The 14,733-nt window shown below is 69.5% G+C and carries 14 protein-coding genes; 9 read left to right on the top strand and 5 right to left on the bottom strand.

Going from position 1 to position 14,733, the window contains the following annotated elements:
• The first annotated feature begins 5 nt into the window (after positions 1-5).
• Positions 6-935: a glucokinase gene (locus AC1ROY_RS07845; protein WP_493148162.1), complete on the top strand. Its 930-nt coding sequence runs from the start codon at positions 6-8 to the stop codon at positions 933-935.
• Positions 936-996: 61 nt separating this feature from the next.
• On the opposite strand, the gene AC1ROY_RS07840 is transcribed toward AC1ROY_RS07845, so the two are convergent.
• A complete protein-coding gene (locus AC1ROY_RS07840; protein WP_493148161.1) occupies positions 997-1,878 on the bottom strand; it encodes an HpcH/HpaI aldolase/citrate lyase family protein in 882 nt (293 codons plus the stop codon).
• Between the two features lie 124 nt (positions 1,879-2,002).
• Here AC1ROY_RS07840 and AC1ROY_RS07835 point away from each other — a divergent pair, with 124 nt between their 5' ends.
• From AC1ROY_RS07835 to AC1ROY_RS07820, 4 genes are all read left to right on the top strand, one after another.
• Positions 2,003-3,415 (top strand): MmgE/PrpD family protein, encoded by a 1,413-nt coding sequence (locus tag AC1ROY_RS07835; protein ID WP_493148160.1) that lies wholly within the window; start codon positions 2,003-2,005, stop codon positions 3,413-3,415.
• A gap of 14 nt (positions 3,416-3,429) precedes the next feature.
• Positions 3,430-4,794, top strand: a complete 1,365-nt coding sequence (locus AC1ROY_RS07830; protein WP_493148158.1) for an LLM class flavin-dependent oxidoreductase — start codon at positions 3,430-3,432, stop codon at positions 4,792-4,794.
• A 156-nt stretch (positions 4,795-4,950) separates the two neighbouring features.
• Positions 4,951-5,928 (top strand): Bug family tripartite tricarboxylate transporter substrate binding protein, encoded by a 978-nt coding sequence (locus AC1ROY_RS07825; RefSeq protein ID WP_493148156.1) that lies wholly within the window; start codon positions 4,951-4,953, stop codon positions 5,926-5,928.
• Between the two features lie 103 nt (positions 5,929-6,031).
• Positions 6,032-7,015, top strand: coding sequence for a formylglycine-generating enzyme family protein (locus AC1ROY_RS07820; protein ID WP_493148154.1), 984 nt, complete (start codon positions 6,032-6,034; stop codon positions 7,013-7,015).
• Positions 7,016-7,028: 13 nt separating this feature from the next.
• Here AC1ROY_RS07820 and AC1ROY_RS07815 read toward each other — a convergent pair whose 3' ends face one another.
• On the bottom strand, positions 7,029-7,826 hold the full coding sequence (locus tag AC1ROY_RS07815; protein WP_493148152.1) for a hypothetical protein: 798 nt from the start codon (positions 7,824-7,826) through the stop codon (positions 7,029-7,031).
• 102 nt (positions 7,827-7,928) lie between these two features.
• Here AC1ROY_RS07815 and AC1ROY_RS07810 point away from each other — a divergent pair, with 102 nt between their 5' ends.
• Positions 7,929-8,909, top strand: a complete 981-nt coding sequence (locus tag AC1ROY_RS07810) for a Bug family tripartite tricarboxylate transporter substrate binding protein (RefSeq protein WP_493148150.1) — start codon at positions 7,929-7,931, stop codon at positions 8,907-8,909.
• Here AC1ROY_RS07810 and AC1ROY_RS07805 read toward each other — a convergent pair.
• A complete protein-coding gene (locus AC1ROY_RS07805; RefSeq protein ID WP_493148148.1) occupies positions 8,906-9,499 on the bottom strand; it encodes a TetR/AcrR family transcriptional regulator in 594 nt (197 codons plus the stop codon). The two genes, AC1ROY_RS07810 and AC1ROY_RS07805, sit on opposite strands and share 4 nt — an antisense overlap.
• Positions 9,500-9,632: 133 nt before the next feature.
• On the opposite strand from AC1ROY_RS07805, the gene AC1ROY_RS07800 reads away from it, so the two are divergent.
• Positions 9,633-10,382: an SDR family NAD(P)-dependent oxidoreductase gene (locus AC1ROY_RS07800; RefSeq protein WP_493148146.1), complete on the top strand. Its 750-nt coding sequence runs from the start codon at positions 9,633-9,635 to the stop codon at positions 10,380-10,382.
• A 47-nt stretch (positions 10,383-10,429) separates the two neighbouring features.
• A complete protein-coding gene (locus tag AC1ROY_RS07795; protein WP_493148144.1) occupies positions 10,430-11,398 on the top strand; it encodes an SDR family NAD(P)-dependent oxidoreductase in 969 nt (322 codons plus the stop codon).
• A gap of 63 nt (positions 11,399-11,461) precedes the next feature.
• On the opposite strand, the gene AC1ROY_RS07790 is transcribed toward AC1ROY_RS07795, so the two are convergent.
• Positions 11,462-12,736 carry an MFS transporter gene (locus tag AC1ROY_RS07790; RefSeq protein ID WP_493148142.1) on the bottom strand — a complete coding sequence of 425 codons (1,275 nt, stop codon included), beginning with the start codon at positions 12,734-12,736 and terminating at the stop codon, positions 11,462-11,464.
• A gap of 47 nt (positions 12,737-12,783) precedes the next feature.
• On the bottom strand, positions 12,784-13,185 hold the full coding sequence (locus AC1ROY_RS07785; protein WP_493148141.1) for a MarR family winged helix-turn-helix transcriptional regulator: 402 nt from the start codon (positions 13,183-13,185) through the stop codon (positions 12,784-12,786).
• A 261-nt stretch (positions 13,186-13,446) separates the two neighbouring features.
• On the opposite strand from AC1ROY_RS07785, the gene AC1ROY_RS07780 reads away from it, so the two are divergent.
• The gene (locus AC1ROY_RS07780) at positions 13,447-14,667 is read left to right on the top strand and encodes a hypothetical protein (RefSeq protein ID WP_493148138.1); all 1,221 of its coding nucleotides are present in this window, start codon (positions 13,447-13,449) and stop codon (positions 14,665-14,667) included.
• Positions 14,668-14,733 lie beyond the last annotated feature (66 nt).

Raw genomic sequence — 14,733 nt, 5'->3', positions numbered from 1 at the left:
ACGGCATGCATGATGTTCTGATCGCCGATCTCGGCGGCACGCGCGCGCGCTTCGCCCTGGCCCGCGAGGGGCGGTTCGGCCAGGTGGCGGCGCAGCGCGTGGCGGATCACGCGACCCCCGTTCCCGCGATCCGCGCGGCGCTGGCGGCGCTGGGGGGCGAGCCCGGCGAGGCCATCCTGGCCGTGGCGGCGCCGATCTCCGAGGGGCGGGCGCAGCTCACCAACGCGCCCTGGGTGCTGGATTCGGCCATGTTGGCCCAGCAGCTGGGTCTCGCGCGGGTGCGGCTGGTGAACGATCTGGAGGCCACGGCCTGGTCGCTGCCGGCGCTGGAGGCGGACGAGGTCGAGACCTGGGCCGAGGGCGATCCCATCGCGGGCGCGCCCATGGCCGTGGTGGCGCCGGGGACGGGCCTCGGCGTGGCGGGGTTCCTACCGGGGCTCGGCGTGCTGGCGACGGAGGCGGGCCATGCCAGCTTCGCCCCGCGCGACGCGACCGAGGAGGCGCTGCTGGCCTGGCTGCGCGAGCGGCAGGGCGCGGTCTCGACGGAGGACCTGCTGGGGGGCGTGGGGCTCTCCACGCTGCATGAGGGAATCGCGCGGCTGCGTGGGGTGAAGGCGCCGGTCCTGGACGGCGCCGGGATCGACGAGGCGGCCGATGCCGGCGATCCCATCGCGCTGGAGGCGGTGGCGGTGTTCTGGCGGGCGCTGGGCGGCTTCGCCGGCGACGTGGCGCTGACGCTGGGCGCCCGCGGCGGCGTGTACCTGGCGGGCGGGGTGGCGCAGTCCTTCGCCGAGATGCTGCCGCGCGAGGAGTTTCTGGAGCGCTTCCGCGACCGCCCGCGGATGCGGGACTACCTGACGCGGATTCCGATCCGGATGATCACCCACAAGCAGCCGGGGCTGCTGGGGCTGGCGCGGATGGCGGCGGAGGGCTGAGTTGCGTCAGGGGTCTGGGGATCGACACGATCCCCAGCGGGGCATGGGGCGGAGCCCCATCCTACTTTCGTATTCTTTCTGCCAGCTTCAGCACCCGCAGCGCCCGTTCCACGATCGGGTAGTCCACGAAGTGCCCGTCCACCTGGATGGAGGCCAGCCCCTGGGCTTCCGCCTCCTCGAAGGCCGCGGCGATGACCTTCGCGCGCGCGACCTCCGCCTCGCTCGGCGAGAAGGCGGCGTTGGCCACGGCGATCTGGTCCGGGTGGATGCAGAGCTTCCCCTGGAAGCCCAGGGCCACGCCGCGCCGGCAGGAGGCGGCGAAGGCCTCGGCCTCGCGCAGCTCGGTCCAGACGGTGTCGATGGGCGCTTCCAGCCCCGCGGCGCGGCTCTGCAGGACCACCTGGGCGCGGGCGGCTTCCAGCTCGGTCTCGGCGAGGCCCCAGCTCAGGCCGAGGTCGAGCGTGTAGTCGCCGGCGCCGAAGGCGAGGCGGCGGCAGCGCGGGCCGAGGGTGGCGGCGCAGGCGGCGAGCTCGCGCAGGCCGGCCATGCCGCGCGCGGTCTCGATGATGGGCATGACCTCGATGCCACGGTCGGGCAGCGACTGCGTGCGCTCCAGAGCCGAGATCATCCAGTCCACGGCGACGAGCTGGGCGGGGGATTCCAGCTTCGGCAGGACGATGCCGTCGAGGCCGGGGCCGATGACGGCGTGGATGTCGCCGAAACAGAACTCGGTCTCGAAGCTGTTCACGCGGATGAAGGCGCGGCAGCTGCGGGGCCGCTCCAGCAGGGCGCGGACGTCGTCGCGGGCGGCGACCTTCTTTGCTGTCGCGACGGCGTCCTCGAGGTCGAGGATGGCGGCGTCGGCGTCGAGGGTGAGGGCCTTGCCGGCCCGGCGCTCATGGTCGCCCGGGGCGAAGAGGAAGGTGCGGTTCGGAGCGGTCATGCTGCAGGTGTAGGCGGCGGTCCGGTCGGCAGCAAGACAGTCTTGTCCGGACCTTTACAGAAATGTCCGGACTGCACATCATGGCCCCGAAGGCGCGCGGGACGCGCCACGAGGGAGAACGCCCATGGACAGCCTGCCGCAAAGCCTCGACGCCAAGTTGGGAACGCCGATCTCCACGCAGCTCGGCGAATTCGCGACGTCGCTGCGCTGGGAGGAGATCCCGGCCGACGTGGTGGCGCAGGCCAAGCGGCACATGCTGGACGCGCTGGGCATCGCGCTGGCCGCCTCGGGCTTCGACTTCGCGCAGCGGACGGCGCTGGCGATCGCGGGGCTGGCGGGCCGGGGGAACCATCCGGTGGTGGGGCTCCCCATGCGCCTGCCGCTGCGCGACGCCGTGCTGGTGAACGGCAGCTTCATCCATGGTCTCGACTACGACGACACGCATTCGGATTCGGTGGTGCATGCCTCGGCCAGCGCGGTGCCGACGGCGCTGCACATGGCGCGCGAGCATGGTGCTGATGGCGCCGAGGCGGTGCTGGCCTATATCCTCGGCATCGAGGCCTCGGCGCGGATCGGCGCGGCGGCGCAGAGCCTCTTCCACCAGGTCGGCTTCCACCCGACGGGCATGGTCGGCACCTTCGGCTGCGCGCTGACCGCCGGACGTCTCGCGGGCGCCACGCCGGCGCAGATCGCGGCGGCGCAGGGGATCCTGCTCTCGACGGCCGCGGGCTCGCTGGAATTCCTGGAGGACGGCTCCTGGACCAAGCGGCTGCATCCGGGCTTCGCGGGAGCGAACGCCATCACCGCGGTGGCACTGGGCCGCGGCGGCTTCAAGGCGCCGCCGGCCGCCTATGAGGGGCGCTTCGGCCTGTTCCGCATGCACCTGCAGGACAAGTCGCCGAACGACCTCTCGCGCTGCACGGAGGCGCTGGGCGAGCTCTGGGAGATGCGCAACAACGCGCTGAAGCCCTATCCCGCCTGCCACTTCAACCACGCCTTCGCCGATGCCGCGCTGGCACTGCGTGCCCAGCACGGGCTGCGGCCCGAGGATGTGAAGCGCGTCACCGCCCGCATCCATCCGCGCCAGGTGAAGGTGGTCTGCGAGCCCGAGGCCTCGAAGAAGGTGCCGGCCAATTCCTACGACGCGCAGTTCAGCGTGCACTACGCCATCGCCTCCTGCCTGCTGCACGGCCGCTTCACGCTGGACGAGCTGGAGGAGGACATGATCCGCGATCCGCGCGCCCTGGCCCTCTGCGACCGCACGGGATACGAGCTCGACGAGACGCTGAATTTTCCGCGCTACTACGGCGGCGAGCTCGTCATCGAGACGCAGGACGGCCGCACGCTGACGCACCGCGAGCCGATGAACCGCGGCTCCGACGGCAATCCGCTGAGTGCGGCGGACGTCGAGAAGAAGTTCACCGACAACGCCCGCCGCGTCTTCTCCGCCGACCGCGCGCAGCGGGTTCTCGACCTTGTCATGACGCTCGATTCCGCGCCGGATGCCGTCGCGCTCACCGAAGCGCTGAACGGCTGAGGAAACACCAAAGAATGTCACGACGCGGCGAAATGGCCCTGGTCGCCTTCCTCCAGGCGCAGAACTGCTCGAACTATGCCGGCTCCTGGCGGCACCCCGAGACGATGCAGGACTACCTCAAGCCGCAATACTACCAGCGCATCGCGCGTATCCTCGAGGATGGCCGCTTCCACATGGCCTTCTTCGACGACCGCCTGGCGATGCCCGACATCCTCGGCCGCGACCACGCCGCGGCCGTGCGCAACGGCGTGCGCGTGGTGAAGATGGACCCCGTGTCGATCCTCAGCGCCATGGGCTACGCGACGGAGAAGCTCGGCCTCGGCGCGACCTATTCGACCACCTATTACGAGCCCTTCCACATCGCCCGCGTCTTCGCGACGCTCGACCACATGCTGGGCGGCCGCGCGGCCTGGAACGTCGTGACCTCGCTGAACGACAGCGAGGCGCGCAACATGGGCCGCAGCGAGCACCCCGAGCACGACCTGCGCTACGACCGCGCGGACGAGTTCATGGAGATCGTCCTCTCGCTCTGGGACGCCTGGGACGACGACGCCATCCGCAACGACCGGGAGACCGGCATCTTCGCCGATCCCGAAAAGGTGCGCCGGCTCAAGCACAAGGGCCGCTGGTACGATGTCGAGGGCACCTTCACCGTCCCGCGCACGCCGCAGGGCCGCCCGGTCCTGCTCCAGGCCGGCCAGAGCGGGCGTGGAAAAACCTTCGCCGCGAACTGGGGCGAGCTCATCTTCATCACCCAGCGCAACATCGAGAGCGCGCGCCAGAACACGCGCGAGTTCAAGGACAGCATCGCCGCCCTCGGCCGCGACCCCGACGAGGTGAAGGTCTGCCCCGCCATCTACTCCATCATCGGCTCCTCCGCCGACGAGGCGGCCGAGAAGAAGGCGCAGATCGAGGCGCTGGCCAAGCCGGTGGACGGGCTCGCTTTGCTCTCCGAGGTGCTGAACTACGACTTCGCCACCAAGCGCATGGACGAGGCCTTCACCGACGAGGAGCTGGCCGGGATCAAGGGCCTCCAGGGCATCCGCGACCGCGTGGTGCAGGGCTCGGGCAAGAAGAACCCGACCGTCGCGGATTTCGTGGAGGTGAGCGGCCGCGGCACGATCCGCGACTTCACGGGATTCCACGGCACGCCCAAGACCATCGCCGACGAGATGACCGAGTGGTTCGAGACCGGGGCCTGCGACGGCTTCGTCCTCGCCGCCACGCACATGCCCGGCGCCTACGAGGATTTCGTGCGGCTGGTGGTGCCGGAGCTGCAGCGCCGCGGCGTCTTCCGCAAGGAATTCTCCGGCACGACGCTGCGCGAGAATCTCGGCCTGCCGCGCGCGGAGCCCTTCGACTGGAGACGACCAGCCTAGAGTGCGATCGGCGGAGGCGGAATCGCCGAAGCCGTGAATCGCCCTCTCAGCAACCAGAGTGCGATCGGCGGAGGCGGAATCGCCGAAGCCGTGAATCGCCCTCTCAGCTCAACGCCGAACGGCCGGAGAGCCGCGGCGAAAACACGGGGGAAGACGATGGTTCGCATCACACGCCGCGCGACGCTCGCCGCAGGCCTTGCGACGCCGATGCTGGCGCGCGCGCAGGCCTATCCCTCCCGCCCCGTGCGCTTCGTCGTGCCCTTCCCGCCGGGGAACATGAGCGACCTCATCGCGCGGCTGCTGATCGACGAGATGCAGACCCGCCACAACGTGCAGGTCGTGGTGGACAACCGCGCCGGCGCGACGGGCGCCATCGGCGTGCAGGCCGTCACCTCGGCCGCGCCGGACGGCCACACGCTGCTGCTGACCAGCAACTCGCCGATCGTCGTGAACCCTGCCGTCACGCCCAACCTGCCCTTCGACGTCACGCGCGACCTCGTCTCGATGGCGCTGATCGGCTGGACGGGCTTCCTCATCGTCGTGCCGCCGGACTTGCCGGCGAATACGCTGGCCGAGGCCGTCGCACTGATGCGCGCGACGCCCGGCCGCTACATCGCCGCCAATCCCGGCATGGGGACGGCGGGGCACCTCAACACCGAGATGTTCTCCCGGCTGACCGGCGCGCGGCTGGAGCAGGTGCCCTATCGCGGCAGCACCCAGGCGCTGCTGGACCTTTCCACCGGACGCGTGCAGTTCATGATCGACGCGATGACCAGCTCGCTGCCGCAGGTGCAGGGCGGCCGCGTGAAGGCGCTCGCGGTGGTCGCGCGCAACCGCTCGCCGCTGCTGCCGGACGTGCCCAGCATGCGCGAGGCCGGCGTGCCCGAGGTCGCGGATTTCGAGAGCCTGGCCTGGGCCGGCATCATGGGCCCCGCCGGCACGCCGCAGGGCGTGACCCTCTACTGGAACCGCGTGATCAACGAGCTGCTGACGGAGGAAAGCTTCCGGCGCCGGCTGGCGCAGCAGAACGTCGAGGCCGCGCCGCCCAGCGGGCCGGAGAAGCTCGCCGATCTCGTCACCACGGACCTCGCGCGCTGGCGGCAGCTCGCGCGCGACGCGCATATCGTGATCTGACGCGGCTACCGGATTTCCCGGAGCGGGCTACCGCCCATGCCCGATGCGCCCCCGCGGGCGCGCGCGATAGCATCCGCCGCCGACCTGGGATCCGAGCCGACGCATGAACGGGCTGCCGCAATCCGTGCCGCCTTCCCCCGCGCCCGGCGATCCGCAGCCGGCACTGGCCGGCATGGTCCGGATCCCCGGCGGCACCTTCCGCATGGGCTCGAACGACCATTATCCCGAGGAGGCGCCGGTCCATCGTGTCAGCGTGGACGGCTTCTGGATCGACCCCGCGCCCGTCACCAACCGGCAGTTCGCTGCCTTCGTCGCCGCCACGGGCCATGTGACCCAGGCCGAGATCGTGCCCGACCCAAGGGATTACCCCGGGGCGCTGCCGCACATGCTTTATGCCGGCAGCCTGGTCTTCCGGAAGACGAAGGGGCCGGTGGACCTCAAGAACTGGGGCGAGTGGTGGGAGTTCCGCCGCGGCGCCTGGTGGCGCGAGCCCTATGGTCCCGGCTCCTCGCTCCAGGGCCTCGACGAGCACCCCGTCGTCCATGTCGCCTATGCCGACGCGCTCGCCTATGCGCGCTGGGCCGGCAAGGACCTGCCGACCGAGGCGGAGTGGGAATACGCCGCCCGCGGCGGCCTCGACGGCGCGCCCTTCGCCTGGGGGAACTCGATGCGGCTCAAGGGCCGCATCATGGCCAACAACTGGCAGGGGATGTTTCCGTACAAGAACACGCGCGAGGACGGCTGGGAGGCAACGAGCCCCGTCGGCACCTTCCCGGCCAACGGCTACGGCCTCGTCGACATGATCGGCAACACCTGGGAGTGGACGCAGGACTTCTGGGTGCCGCGCCATCCCGCGGATGCGGTGAAGTCCTGCTGCATCCCGGAGAACCCGCGCGTCACGAGCGATGCAGCGAGCTTCGACCCGGCGCAGCCGCAGATCCGCATCCCCCGCCGCGTGCTGAAGGGCGGCAGCTTCCTCTGCGCGCCGAACCACTGCCGGCGCTACCGGCCCGCGGCGCGCCACGCCGAGGCGGTGGACACCTCCGCCTGCCATGTCGGCTTTCGCTGCGTCATCCGCCAGGGCTGACGGGGCCGGGGTTTCAGTCGGGCCGGCGCGGGTACTGGAGGATGAGCAGCTCGCCGCCTTCGGGACCAGCCTCGGCGACGAAGCCTGCCTCGTCGGGCGGGACGAAGAGCGCGCTCAGCCGCTCCAGCAGCGCCCCGCCATGGCGGATCGTGCCGGCGGCGACCAGCATCGACTGGCCGCCGCCCCGGGACGGATCGGGCGCGGCCAGGCTCCCGTTCGGCGGGATGCGCAGCATCAGGATGGCCAGGCCGTCCTCCTCCTGCAGCACCGTGTCGACGACCGCCTCGCGGCGCGCCGCCAGGGCCTCCGGCGTGCTCGGATGCACGGGATCGGCCAGCACGTAGCGCTTGCGGTCCCGCCCCATCCGCGCCTTCGCGGCCGGCAGGAAATGGGCGCCCGTGCCGTCGGCGCTGGCGCGCAGCGTGAAGTATTTCAGCCCACCCTCGCCGGGCGTGATCGGGCCGTAGCCGGTGCTGGCGCCGGCGAAATGCGCCATGATCGGCTCGACCGCGTGCCGGCCGATCTTCCCGCCGCCCTCCACCACGACCTGGAACTGGTCCACGAAGTGGAAATGCGGATGCACGACCGCATGGGCCTCCTGCTCCACCAGGAAGGCCTGCGGCTCGTGGCGCTCGCCGGGCCCGGGGGGCACATAGACATTCGCGTTCATCGCCGTGGGATCGACCGAGGCGGAGCCCTTCGGCGAGGGCGGCGGCCCGAAATAGTCGGTGCGCCAGAGCAGCCCGCCCTCGGGCGCCACGCGGGAGAACCGGGTCGGCGCGGCGGCAGAGCTCGCGGTCGCGTAGATCATGGACTCCTCCAGGGTTTGTCCATTTGATAGGACAAATTTAGGCTCTGCGTGATCTGATCGCAGGTCGAAGCCCGGAACAAGGGCCATTGGGAGGATTTTTGGGTGCATAAGAACGGACAAATCCGCCGAGCCCTGCTCGCGAGCCCCGCCCTGGCCCTATGCAGCCGCGCTTCCGCGCAGGAATGGCCGGCGCGGCCCATCCGCATCCTCGTGGGCTTCCCGCCGGGCCAGGCGACGGACGTGATCGCGCGGCTCCTGGCCGAGCGGCTCGGCGAGAATCCGGGCTGGCCCATGCTGATCGAGAACCGGCCGGGGCAGGGTGGCAGCCTCGCCGCCGCGGCGGCCGCGCAGAGCGCGCCGGACGGGCACACCCTGCTGCTGACGGCGACGGCGCCGCTGGCCACCAATCCGAACCTCTACGCCTCGGTCGGCTACGACAGCGCGCGCGACTTCGCGCCCATCACCCTGGTGGCGAACCTGCCCTTCGTGCTCTTCGTGAACCCGAACGTGCCTGCGCGGAACCTGCAGGAGCTCATCGCCTATATCCGCGCGAACCCAGGCCGCGTGACCTACGGCACGCCGGGCAACGGGACCACGGCGCATCTCATCACCATGATGTTCGCCCGTGCGGCCGGCGGACTCGAGATGACACACGTGCCCTATCGCGGCGCCGCGCAGTCCATGACGGACCTGCTGGCGGGCCGGCTCGACTTCATGTTCGAGACGGAGGTGTTTTCCCTCCCGCACATCCAGGCCGGGCGTGTCAGGGCCATCGCCCTCTCGACCGCTACGCGCTCCACGCGCCAGCCGGACTTGCCGACCGTGGCGGAGCAGGGGCTGCCGGGCTTCGATGCCGCGGCCTGGCTCGGCCTCGTGGCGCCGGCCGGAACGCCGGCGCCGATCGTCGAGCGCATCGCGCGCGAGATCCACCGCATCGTCGCCGAGCCCGCCACGCGCGATCGGCTCGCGGGGCTCGGGGCACAGGTGCTGACCAGCTCGCCGGAAGATTTTGCCAGCTTCATCCGGACGGAGCTGGTGAAGTGGGGCAATGCCGTGCGGGAGAACAACGTCCGGCTGGATTAGCGCTCTGGTCTGGTAGGCCAACCGGACAGCGCCTGCTCGGCAACGGCCTCCAGCATGGCGCGGCTGAAGCCGGCCTTGGCCTGCACCGCCATGCCGTGAGTGACGGCCATCACGAAGGCCGCCAGGGCATCCGGTCTGGCGGTCTCCGGCAGGTCGCCCTCGGCCTTCGCCCGTTCGAAGCGTTCCCGAAGCTGCGCCTGACCCGCCGCGCGGAAATCGATCAGCGCCTGTCGCACGGGCTCCGCATCGTCCGATGCCGCCAGGGCCCCGTTGATGCCGAAACACCCGGGATGGTCGGGGTAGCGCGTGTTGAGGTCGGCGGCGTTGTACAGGATGTGCGCGGCCACCTGGCGCGACGTGGGGAGCTGAAGCGCCTCGGGAATGTAGCCGAGGTATCGCTCGGTGTAGCGATCCAGGGCCCGGCGGAAGAGCGCCTCCTTGTTGCCGAAGGCCGAATAGAGGGCGGGCCGCTCGACGCCGGCCGCCGCCGTCAGGTCCGCGTAGGAGGCCCCCTCGTAGCCCTTGCGCCAGAACACGCCCAGCGCGGTGTCGAGCACCTTCTCCACGTCGAATTCGCGAGGGCGGCCCATCAGCCCAGCTCTGCCTTTTTCATAACTACCGTTAATAAACCGCTTGACAGCCACTGTCCAGTTTCATACCAATCGTTATAGTACCATTCATTATGAAACGGCGGACCGCTCGCGGCGCCGGAAGGGGTTCTCCATGTCGAAGATTTTGCAGGGCAAGGTCGCGCTCGTGACCGGCGGATCGCGCGGGCTCGGCGCCGCCATCGCGGAGGCGCTCGCCGACCAGGGGGCGGACGTCGCGATCAGCTACGTCGCCTCCGCCGGGAAGGCCGAAGCGGTGGTCGAGACGCTGAAGGCCAAGGGCGTCCGGGCGGTCGCGATCCGCAGCGACCAGGCCGACACGGAAGCGGCCAGGCCGCTGGTCGACCAGGTGGTGGCGCAGCTCGGCCGGCTCGACATCCTCGTCAACAACGCCGCGATCGCCGTGCAGGGCCGCACGGTCGACGATCCCGATCTCGACACGGTCAACCTCGATCGCCAGTGGCGGACCAACGTCATGGGCGCGGTGGCGACCACGCGCGCGGCAGCGCCGGTGCTGCCGGACGGCGGCCGGATCATCTTCATCGGCTCCCTCCTGGGCACCCGCGTCCCCTTCACCGGCGTCGCCGACTATTCTGGAACCAAGGCGGCCATCGCCGGCTATGCGCGGGGCGTCGCCCGCGACCTCGGCGGACGCGGCATCACCGTCAACACCGTCCAGCCCGGCATCATGCCGACCGACATGGCCGCCGAGGTGCGCGACAAGCTCCCGCCCGCGCTCATGGACCTGCACCCCATCCGCCGGATCGCGACGCTCGAGGAGGTATCGGCCCTCGTCTGTTTCCTGGCGGGGCCGAACGGCGGCTACGTCACCGGCAGCGTCATCGACGTGGCCGGCGGCCTGTAGGTCTGAGCCTCGCGCGCCCCTTCACGCCAGCCATTCAAGGAAGAAAGATGACCGAGACATTCGGTGCAAAGTCGACCGCCGATGAGGTGCTGTCCGGCGTCGATCTCAGAGGAAGGCGCTTCCTCGTCACGGGCGCCTCGTCGGGCATCGGGCTCGAGACCGCCCGCTCCCTGGCCGCTCACGGCGCCGGCGTCGTCGGCGCCGTGCGGGACCTCGCCAAGGCCGGGCCGGCCACCGCGCCGGTCCGGGACGCCGCCTCGCGGGGTGGCGGCAGCCTGGAGCTGATCGAGCTCGATCTGGCCTCCCTGCGGAGCGTCCGCGCCTGCGCGGATCAACTCCTGTCCGACGGCCGCCCCTTCGATTCCATCATCGCCAATGCCGGCGTCATGGCGACCCCCTTCGGCCGGACTGCCGACGGCTTCGAAACCCAGTTGGGCACCAACCATCTCGGTCACTTCGCCCTGATCCATCGGATCGCGCCGCTGCTCGCCGACCGCGGCCGCCTGGTGGTGCTGTCGTCCCAGGCGCATCGCGTCGCCGACATCGACCTGGACGATCCGAACTTCGCGCACCAGCCCTACGACCCCTGGGTCGCCTATGGCCGCTCGAAGACGGCCGCCGCGCTCCTCGCCGTGGAATTCGACCGGCGGCATCGCGATCGCGGCATCCGCGCCGCCTCGGTGATGCCGGGGAACAGCCTCACGGATCTCCCCCGCCACCTCGCGCCGGAGGCCCTGCAGGGCCTCTTCGAGACCGTCGGCAAGGCCCGCGCCGAGGCGGGACTTCCGCCCCCGGAGCTGAAGGACATCCCGCAGGCGGCGGCCACCTCGGTCTGGGCCGCGGTGGTGGCCGACCAGGACGCGATCGGCGGACATTACCTCGAGGATTGCGCGGTCGCGCCCGTCAACGACACGCCCAACCCGTTCGCCGACGGCGTCAGGTCCTATGCGCTCGACGCCGGCAAGGCGAAGCAGCTTTGGGCGAAGAGCGAGGAATGGGTCGGCGCCGCTTCGTAACTCGCGAGGGGGCTCCGCCCCCTCACACTCCCCCGCCAGGGCTTTTGGCCCTGGACCCTTCAACTACGCCGTCTGGGCGCGGAGCGCCGGCGCGCGGTTCTCGCGCACCGCCACCACCAGCACTGCCGCGATGATGCAGAGCACGCCCGCGCCGAAGAAGGCCGGCAGGTAGGTCTCGTAGGCCGTGCGCGTGTAGCCCGCGGAATAGGCCGCGAAGGCCGCGCCCAGCTGGTGGCCGGCGAAGATCCAGCCGAAGACCAGGTTGGTCTTCTCGCCGAAGCGCTCGGCGGCCAGCTTCACCGTGGGCGGCACCGTCGCGATCCAGTCCAGCCCGTAGAACATCGCGAAGAGCGACAGCCCGTAGATCGAGAAATCCGTGAAGGGCAGGTACAGCAGCGAGAGCCCGCGCAGCCCGTAATACCAGAAGAGCAGCCAGCGGCTGTCGTAGCGGTCCGACAGCCAGCCCGAGCCGATCGTGCCGAAGAAGTCGAAGATGCCCATCATCGCCAGCACGCTCGCGGCCGCGACCGGCACCATGCCGAAATCGCCGCAGAGCGAGACGAAATGGGTCTGCACCAGCCCGTTGGTGCTGGCGCCGCAGATGAAGAAGGTCGCGAAGAGCACCCAGAAGGTCGGCGAGGAGGACGCCTCGCGCAGCGCCACCAGCGGCGAGGCCAGCATCGCGCCGAAGCCCAGGAGCGGCGGGGCGGGCACGATCTCCGTCGCGCCATAGGGCGCGATGCCGAGGTCCGACGGCCGGTCGCGCATCAGCGCCAGCACGGCGACGGCGCCGACCAGCAGCATGCCGAGGATCAGCACCTGCGCCGTGCGCCAGCCATAGGCCTCGGTGAGGCTCGCCACCAGCGGCAGGAAGAGCAGCTGCCCGGTCGCGCTGCTCGCCGTCAGCAGTCCCAGCGCCAGGCCGCGCCGCTGCACGAACCAGCGCTGCGCGACCGTGGCGCCGAGCACCATCGCTGTCAGCCCCGTGCCGAAGCCGACCACCACGCCCCAGAGCAGGATCAGCTGCCAGAGCTCGGTCATCACCAGCGAGCCGAGGATGCCGGCCGCGATCAGCCCCAGCGCCGTGGTGGCGACGGCGCGCAGGCCGAAGCGGTTCATGAAGGCGCCGGCGAAGGGGCCGGTCAGGCCGAAGAGGATCAGCCGGATGGCCAGCGCGGTGGAGATCTCGGAGGTCGTCCAGCCGAACTCGCGCTCCAGCGGCCCGATGAGCACGCCCGGCGCGCTGACCGCGGCGGCGGTGACCAGCATGGTCAGGAAGGTGACGGCGACGACGACCCAGCCGTAGTGGAAGCCGGGGCGCGCGGGATTGGGTGGCATGCTGGTCGCTCCTGAAAGCGGGTATATACCCGAAAATGGACGAAAATTCAGAGGTCGCGCAGGGCGGTGACGAGCTCCATGGCGCCGGTCGGGCCGAGGCGGGCATGGATCGCGTCCTGCACGCCGTCCCAGAGCGGCTCGCCGTCGTCGAGCGCCTTGCGGCCCTGGGCGGTGAGGCTGACCACGGCCTCGCGATGGTCCTCGCCGCGGCCGAGGGCGACGAGGCCCATGCGCTCCAGCACGCGGACGTTGCGGCCGATGGTGGAGCGGTCCAGCTCGGCGAGGCGGCCGAGCTCGGTGAGGGTGACGGTCTCCGCGCGGCGGATGCGGCGGAGCAGGCTGAACTGGGCGATGTTCACGCCGACGGGCTCCAGCGCCTCGTCATACATGGCCGCGAGCCGCCGGGAGGCGGCCTTCAGGACGGTGCAGTAGCAAGGGCTGGAGGACATGGTTGCGGGTATATGCCCGCAACCATGACCGATACAAGCCCGGCCGTTAAGGGGAAGCTGCCGCCGCATTGGCCGGAAACGGACCATTGTGGCGCACCTGTGCCTCTACGCCAACGTGGGACAGATCTCGTCGAGATGCCAACCTTCTTCGTGGTGGTGGGAGCCCCGCCTGTCGACAGCTTCTCGTGAATCTACTCGACATCGGGTAGCAGAAGCTCAGCCAGGCTGAGGCATACAGGCTAGAGGCAAAGGGCAACCAAGATGTCGGACCACTGGAAGCGCATGGTTGAAGAACAGGAGCGCTTGCGGCGGGCGCTCGAACCCGACCTCGACATCTATGGTGAGGCAGCGCGAGCCGCGATGCGAGAAGCTGACAAGATCACTGGCTACCATCCCGCTACCAACCCCACGCTAGCCCTAGAGCGGTCGCTAGCCGATCGGATGGCGGAAGAAGCAAGCCAAGAGCGCCGCGTCTATGAGCAGACGTTGGCAACTGCTGTGGGTGGAGGATCGCTCTTCGATCAACACACAGCATACTTCCGCCAAGCCGGTGTGCTGCCGTCAACGGCCTACCCTGACCCGTCTCTTTATCGGTTCGCGCCTGCGGAAGAAATCTTCAAGTTTATCAACGCCGACAATTATTCTGCGAGGGCGGCGGCAGCGTCTGTCTTTGGTCCGAATGCACAGGATCTTGCTTCACGTATGGGTGCGATGTCGCAGCCGTGGCTCAGCGTGACCGACCCAACAAGCTCGGTGCTCGCGTATGCCGAGATACACGGTATTGGTGCAGCGCTGAGGTACGAAGATCCTTACGCCGCGAGCGTCAGTGGTCTCATGCGTGACATGCTCGGCGACTGGCGAGGCGTTGAACTGCCTGGGCCGGAGAGGTTTGCCGATCCGGTGTTTGCCGCCGAGTTTTATGTTGAGCACGGCTTCAATGTCGAAATCGCCGACTTCACCATTTCAGCCTACGAAGAGACGATGGATAGCGCGGGCTTCCAGCCCTTTGCCCCTTACAAAGAGGAGGTCTCCGAACAAGAGCTGGCGTTTCAGCGGAACAACATGGCGCATGACGTTATCCAGCGCGTTGAGCATTACGTCAGGCGGCATGTCGAGAAGAAGATGGCAGACCAGTTTGGCCCACGGTGGTTCAAGCAAGAGGTGCCTCAGGTAGTTAAAGCCAACATTGCCGACCGGGCTGCTAAGGTAGGTCCGAAAGAGGCTGCTGCTGCACTGCCGCTCGATCTAGCGGACTTTGGAGATCTCTGGCTCATAATGGAGCCACGCAATCACTGGCCTCTATTCGCGACGGAGTTTCCCGACAAGGAAGAGGCAAAGATCACGTTCCGGCGGCTGCTCCGCGAACGCAATCCGGTGGCACACACGCGCTTCATCGGAAATCTGCGATCCACGGTGGTGCGCGTTGAGGGGAGCATGGTCCTGCTCGCTCTCGGGATAGACGATAAGCTCATACTAAAATGACTGCTCGCCTTACCTTTCGGAGCGATCGGCGAACGGAACTTACGCCGGCTTTGGAGAATTTGCCGC

Source organism: Roseococcus sp. GW821-FHT12F05 (assembly GCF_058806835.1).
The sequence above is the reverse complement of the archived record's forward strand: the minus strand, read 5'-3'. Positions and strand labels throughout refer to the sequence as shown.

What these genes read in the sequence shown, in the direction of transcription:
- AC1ROY_RS07780 (WP_493148138.1), top strand. Translation starts at nt 13,447, where the DNA reads ATGTCGGACCACTGGAAGCGCATGGTTGAAGAACAGGAGCGCTTGCGG.
- AC1ROY_RS07830 (WP_493148158.1), top strand. Translation starts at nt 3,430, where the DNA reads ATGTCACGACGCGGCGAAATGGCCCTGGTCGCCTTCCTCCAGGCGCAG.
- AC1ROY_RS07800 (WP_493148146.1), top strand. Translation starts at nt 9,633, where the DNA reads ATGTCGAAGATTTTGCAGGGCAAGGTCGCGCTCGTGACCGGCGGATCG.
- AC1ROY_RS07805 (WP_493148148.1), bottom strand. Translation starts at nt 9,499, where the DNA reads ATGGGCCGCCCTCGCGAATTCGACGTGGAGAAGGTGCTCGACACCGCG.
- AC1ROY_RS07815 (WP_493148152.1), bottom strand. Translation starts at nt 7,826, where the DNA reads ATGATCTACGCGACCGCGAGCTCTGCCGCCGCGCCGACCCGGTTCTCC.
- AC1ROY_RS07785 (WP_493148141.1), bottom strand. Translation starts at nt 13,185, where the DNA reads ATGTCCTCCAGCCCTTGCTACTGCACCGTCCTGAAGGCCGCCTCCCGG.
- AC1ROY_RS07825 (WP_493148156.1), top strand. Translation starts at nt 4,951, where the DNA reads ATGGTTCGCATCACACGCCGCGCGACGCTCGCCGCAGGCCTTGCGACG.
- AC1ROY_RS07840 (WP_493148161.1), bottom strand. Translation starts at nt 1,878, where the DNA reads ATGACCGCTCCGAACCGCACCTTCCTCTTCGCCCCGGGCGACCATGAG.
- AC1ROY_RS07790 (WP_493148142.1), bottom strand. Translation starts at nt 12,736, where the DNA reads ATGCCACCCAATCCCGCGCGCCCCGGCTTCCACTACGGCTGGGTCGTC.
- AC1ROY_RS07795 (WP_493148144.1), top strand. Translation starts at nt 10,430, where the DNA reads ATGACCGAGACATTCGGTGCAAAGTCGACCGCCGATGAGGTGCTGTCC.
- AC1ROY_RS07835 (WP_493148160.1), top strand. Translation starts at nt 2,003, where the DNA reads ATGGACAGCCTGCCGCAAAGCCTCGACGCCAAGTTGGGAACGCCGATC.
- AC1ROY_RS07820 (WP_493148154.1), top strand. Translation starts at nt 6,032, where the DNA reads ATGAACGGGCTGCCGCAATCCGTGCCGCCTTCCCCCGCGCCCGGCGAT.
- AC1ROY_RS07845 (WP_493148162.1), top strand. Translation starts at nt 6, where the DNA reads ATGCATGATGTTCTGATCGCCGATCTCGGCGGCACGCGCGCGCGCTTC.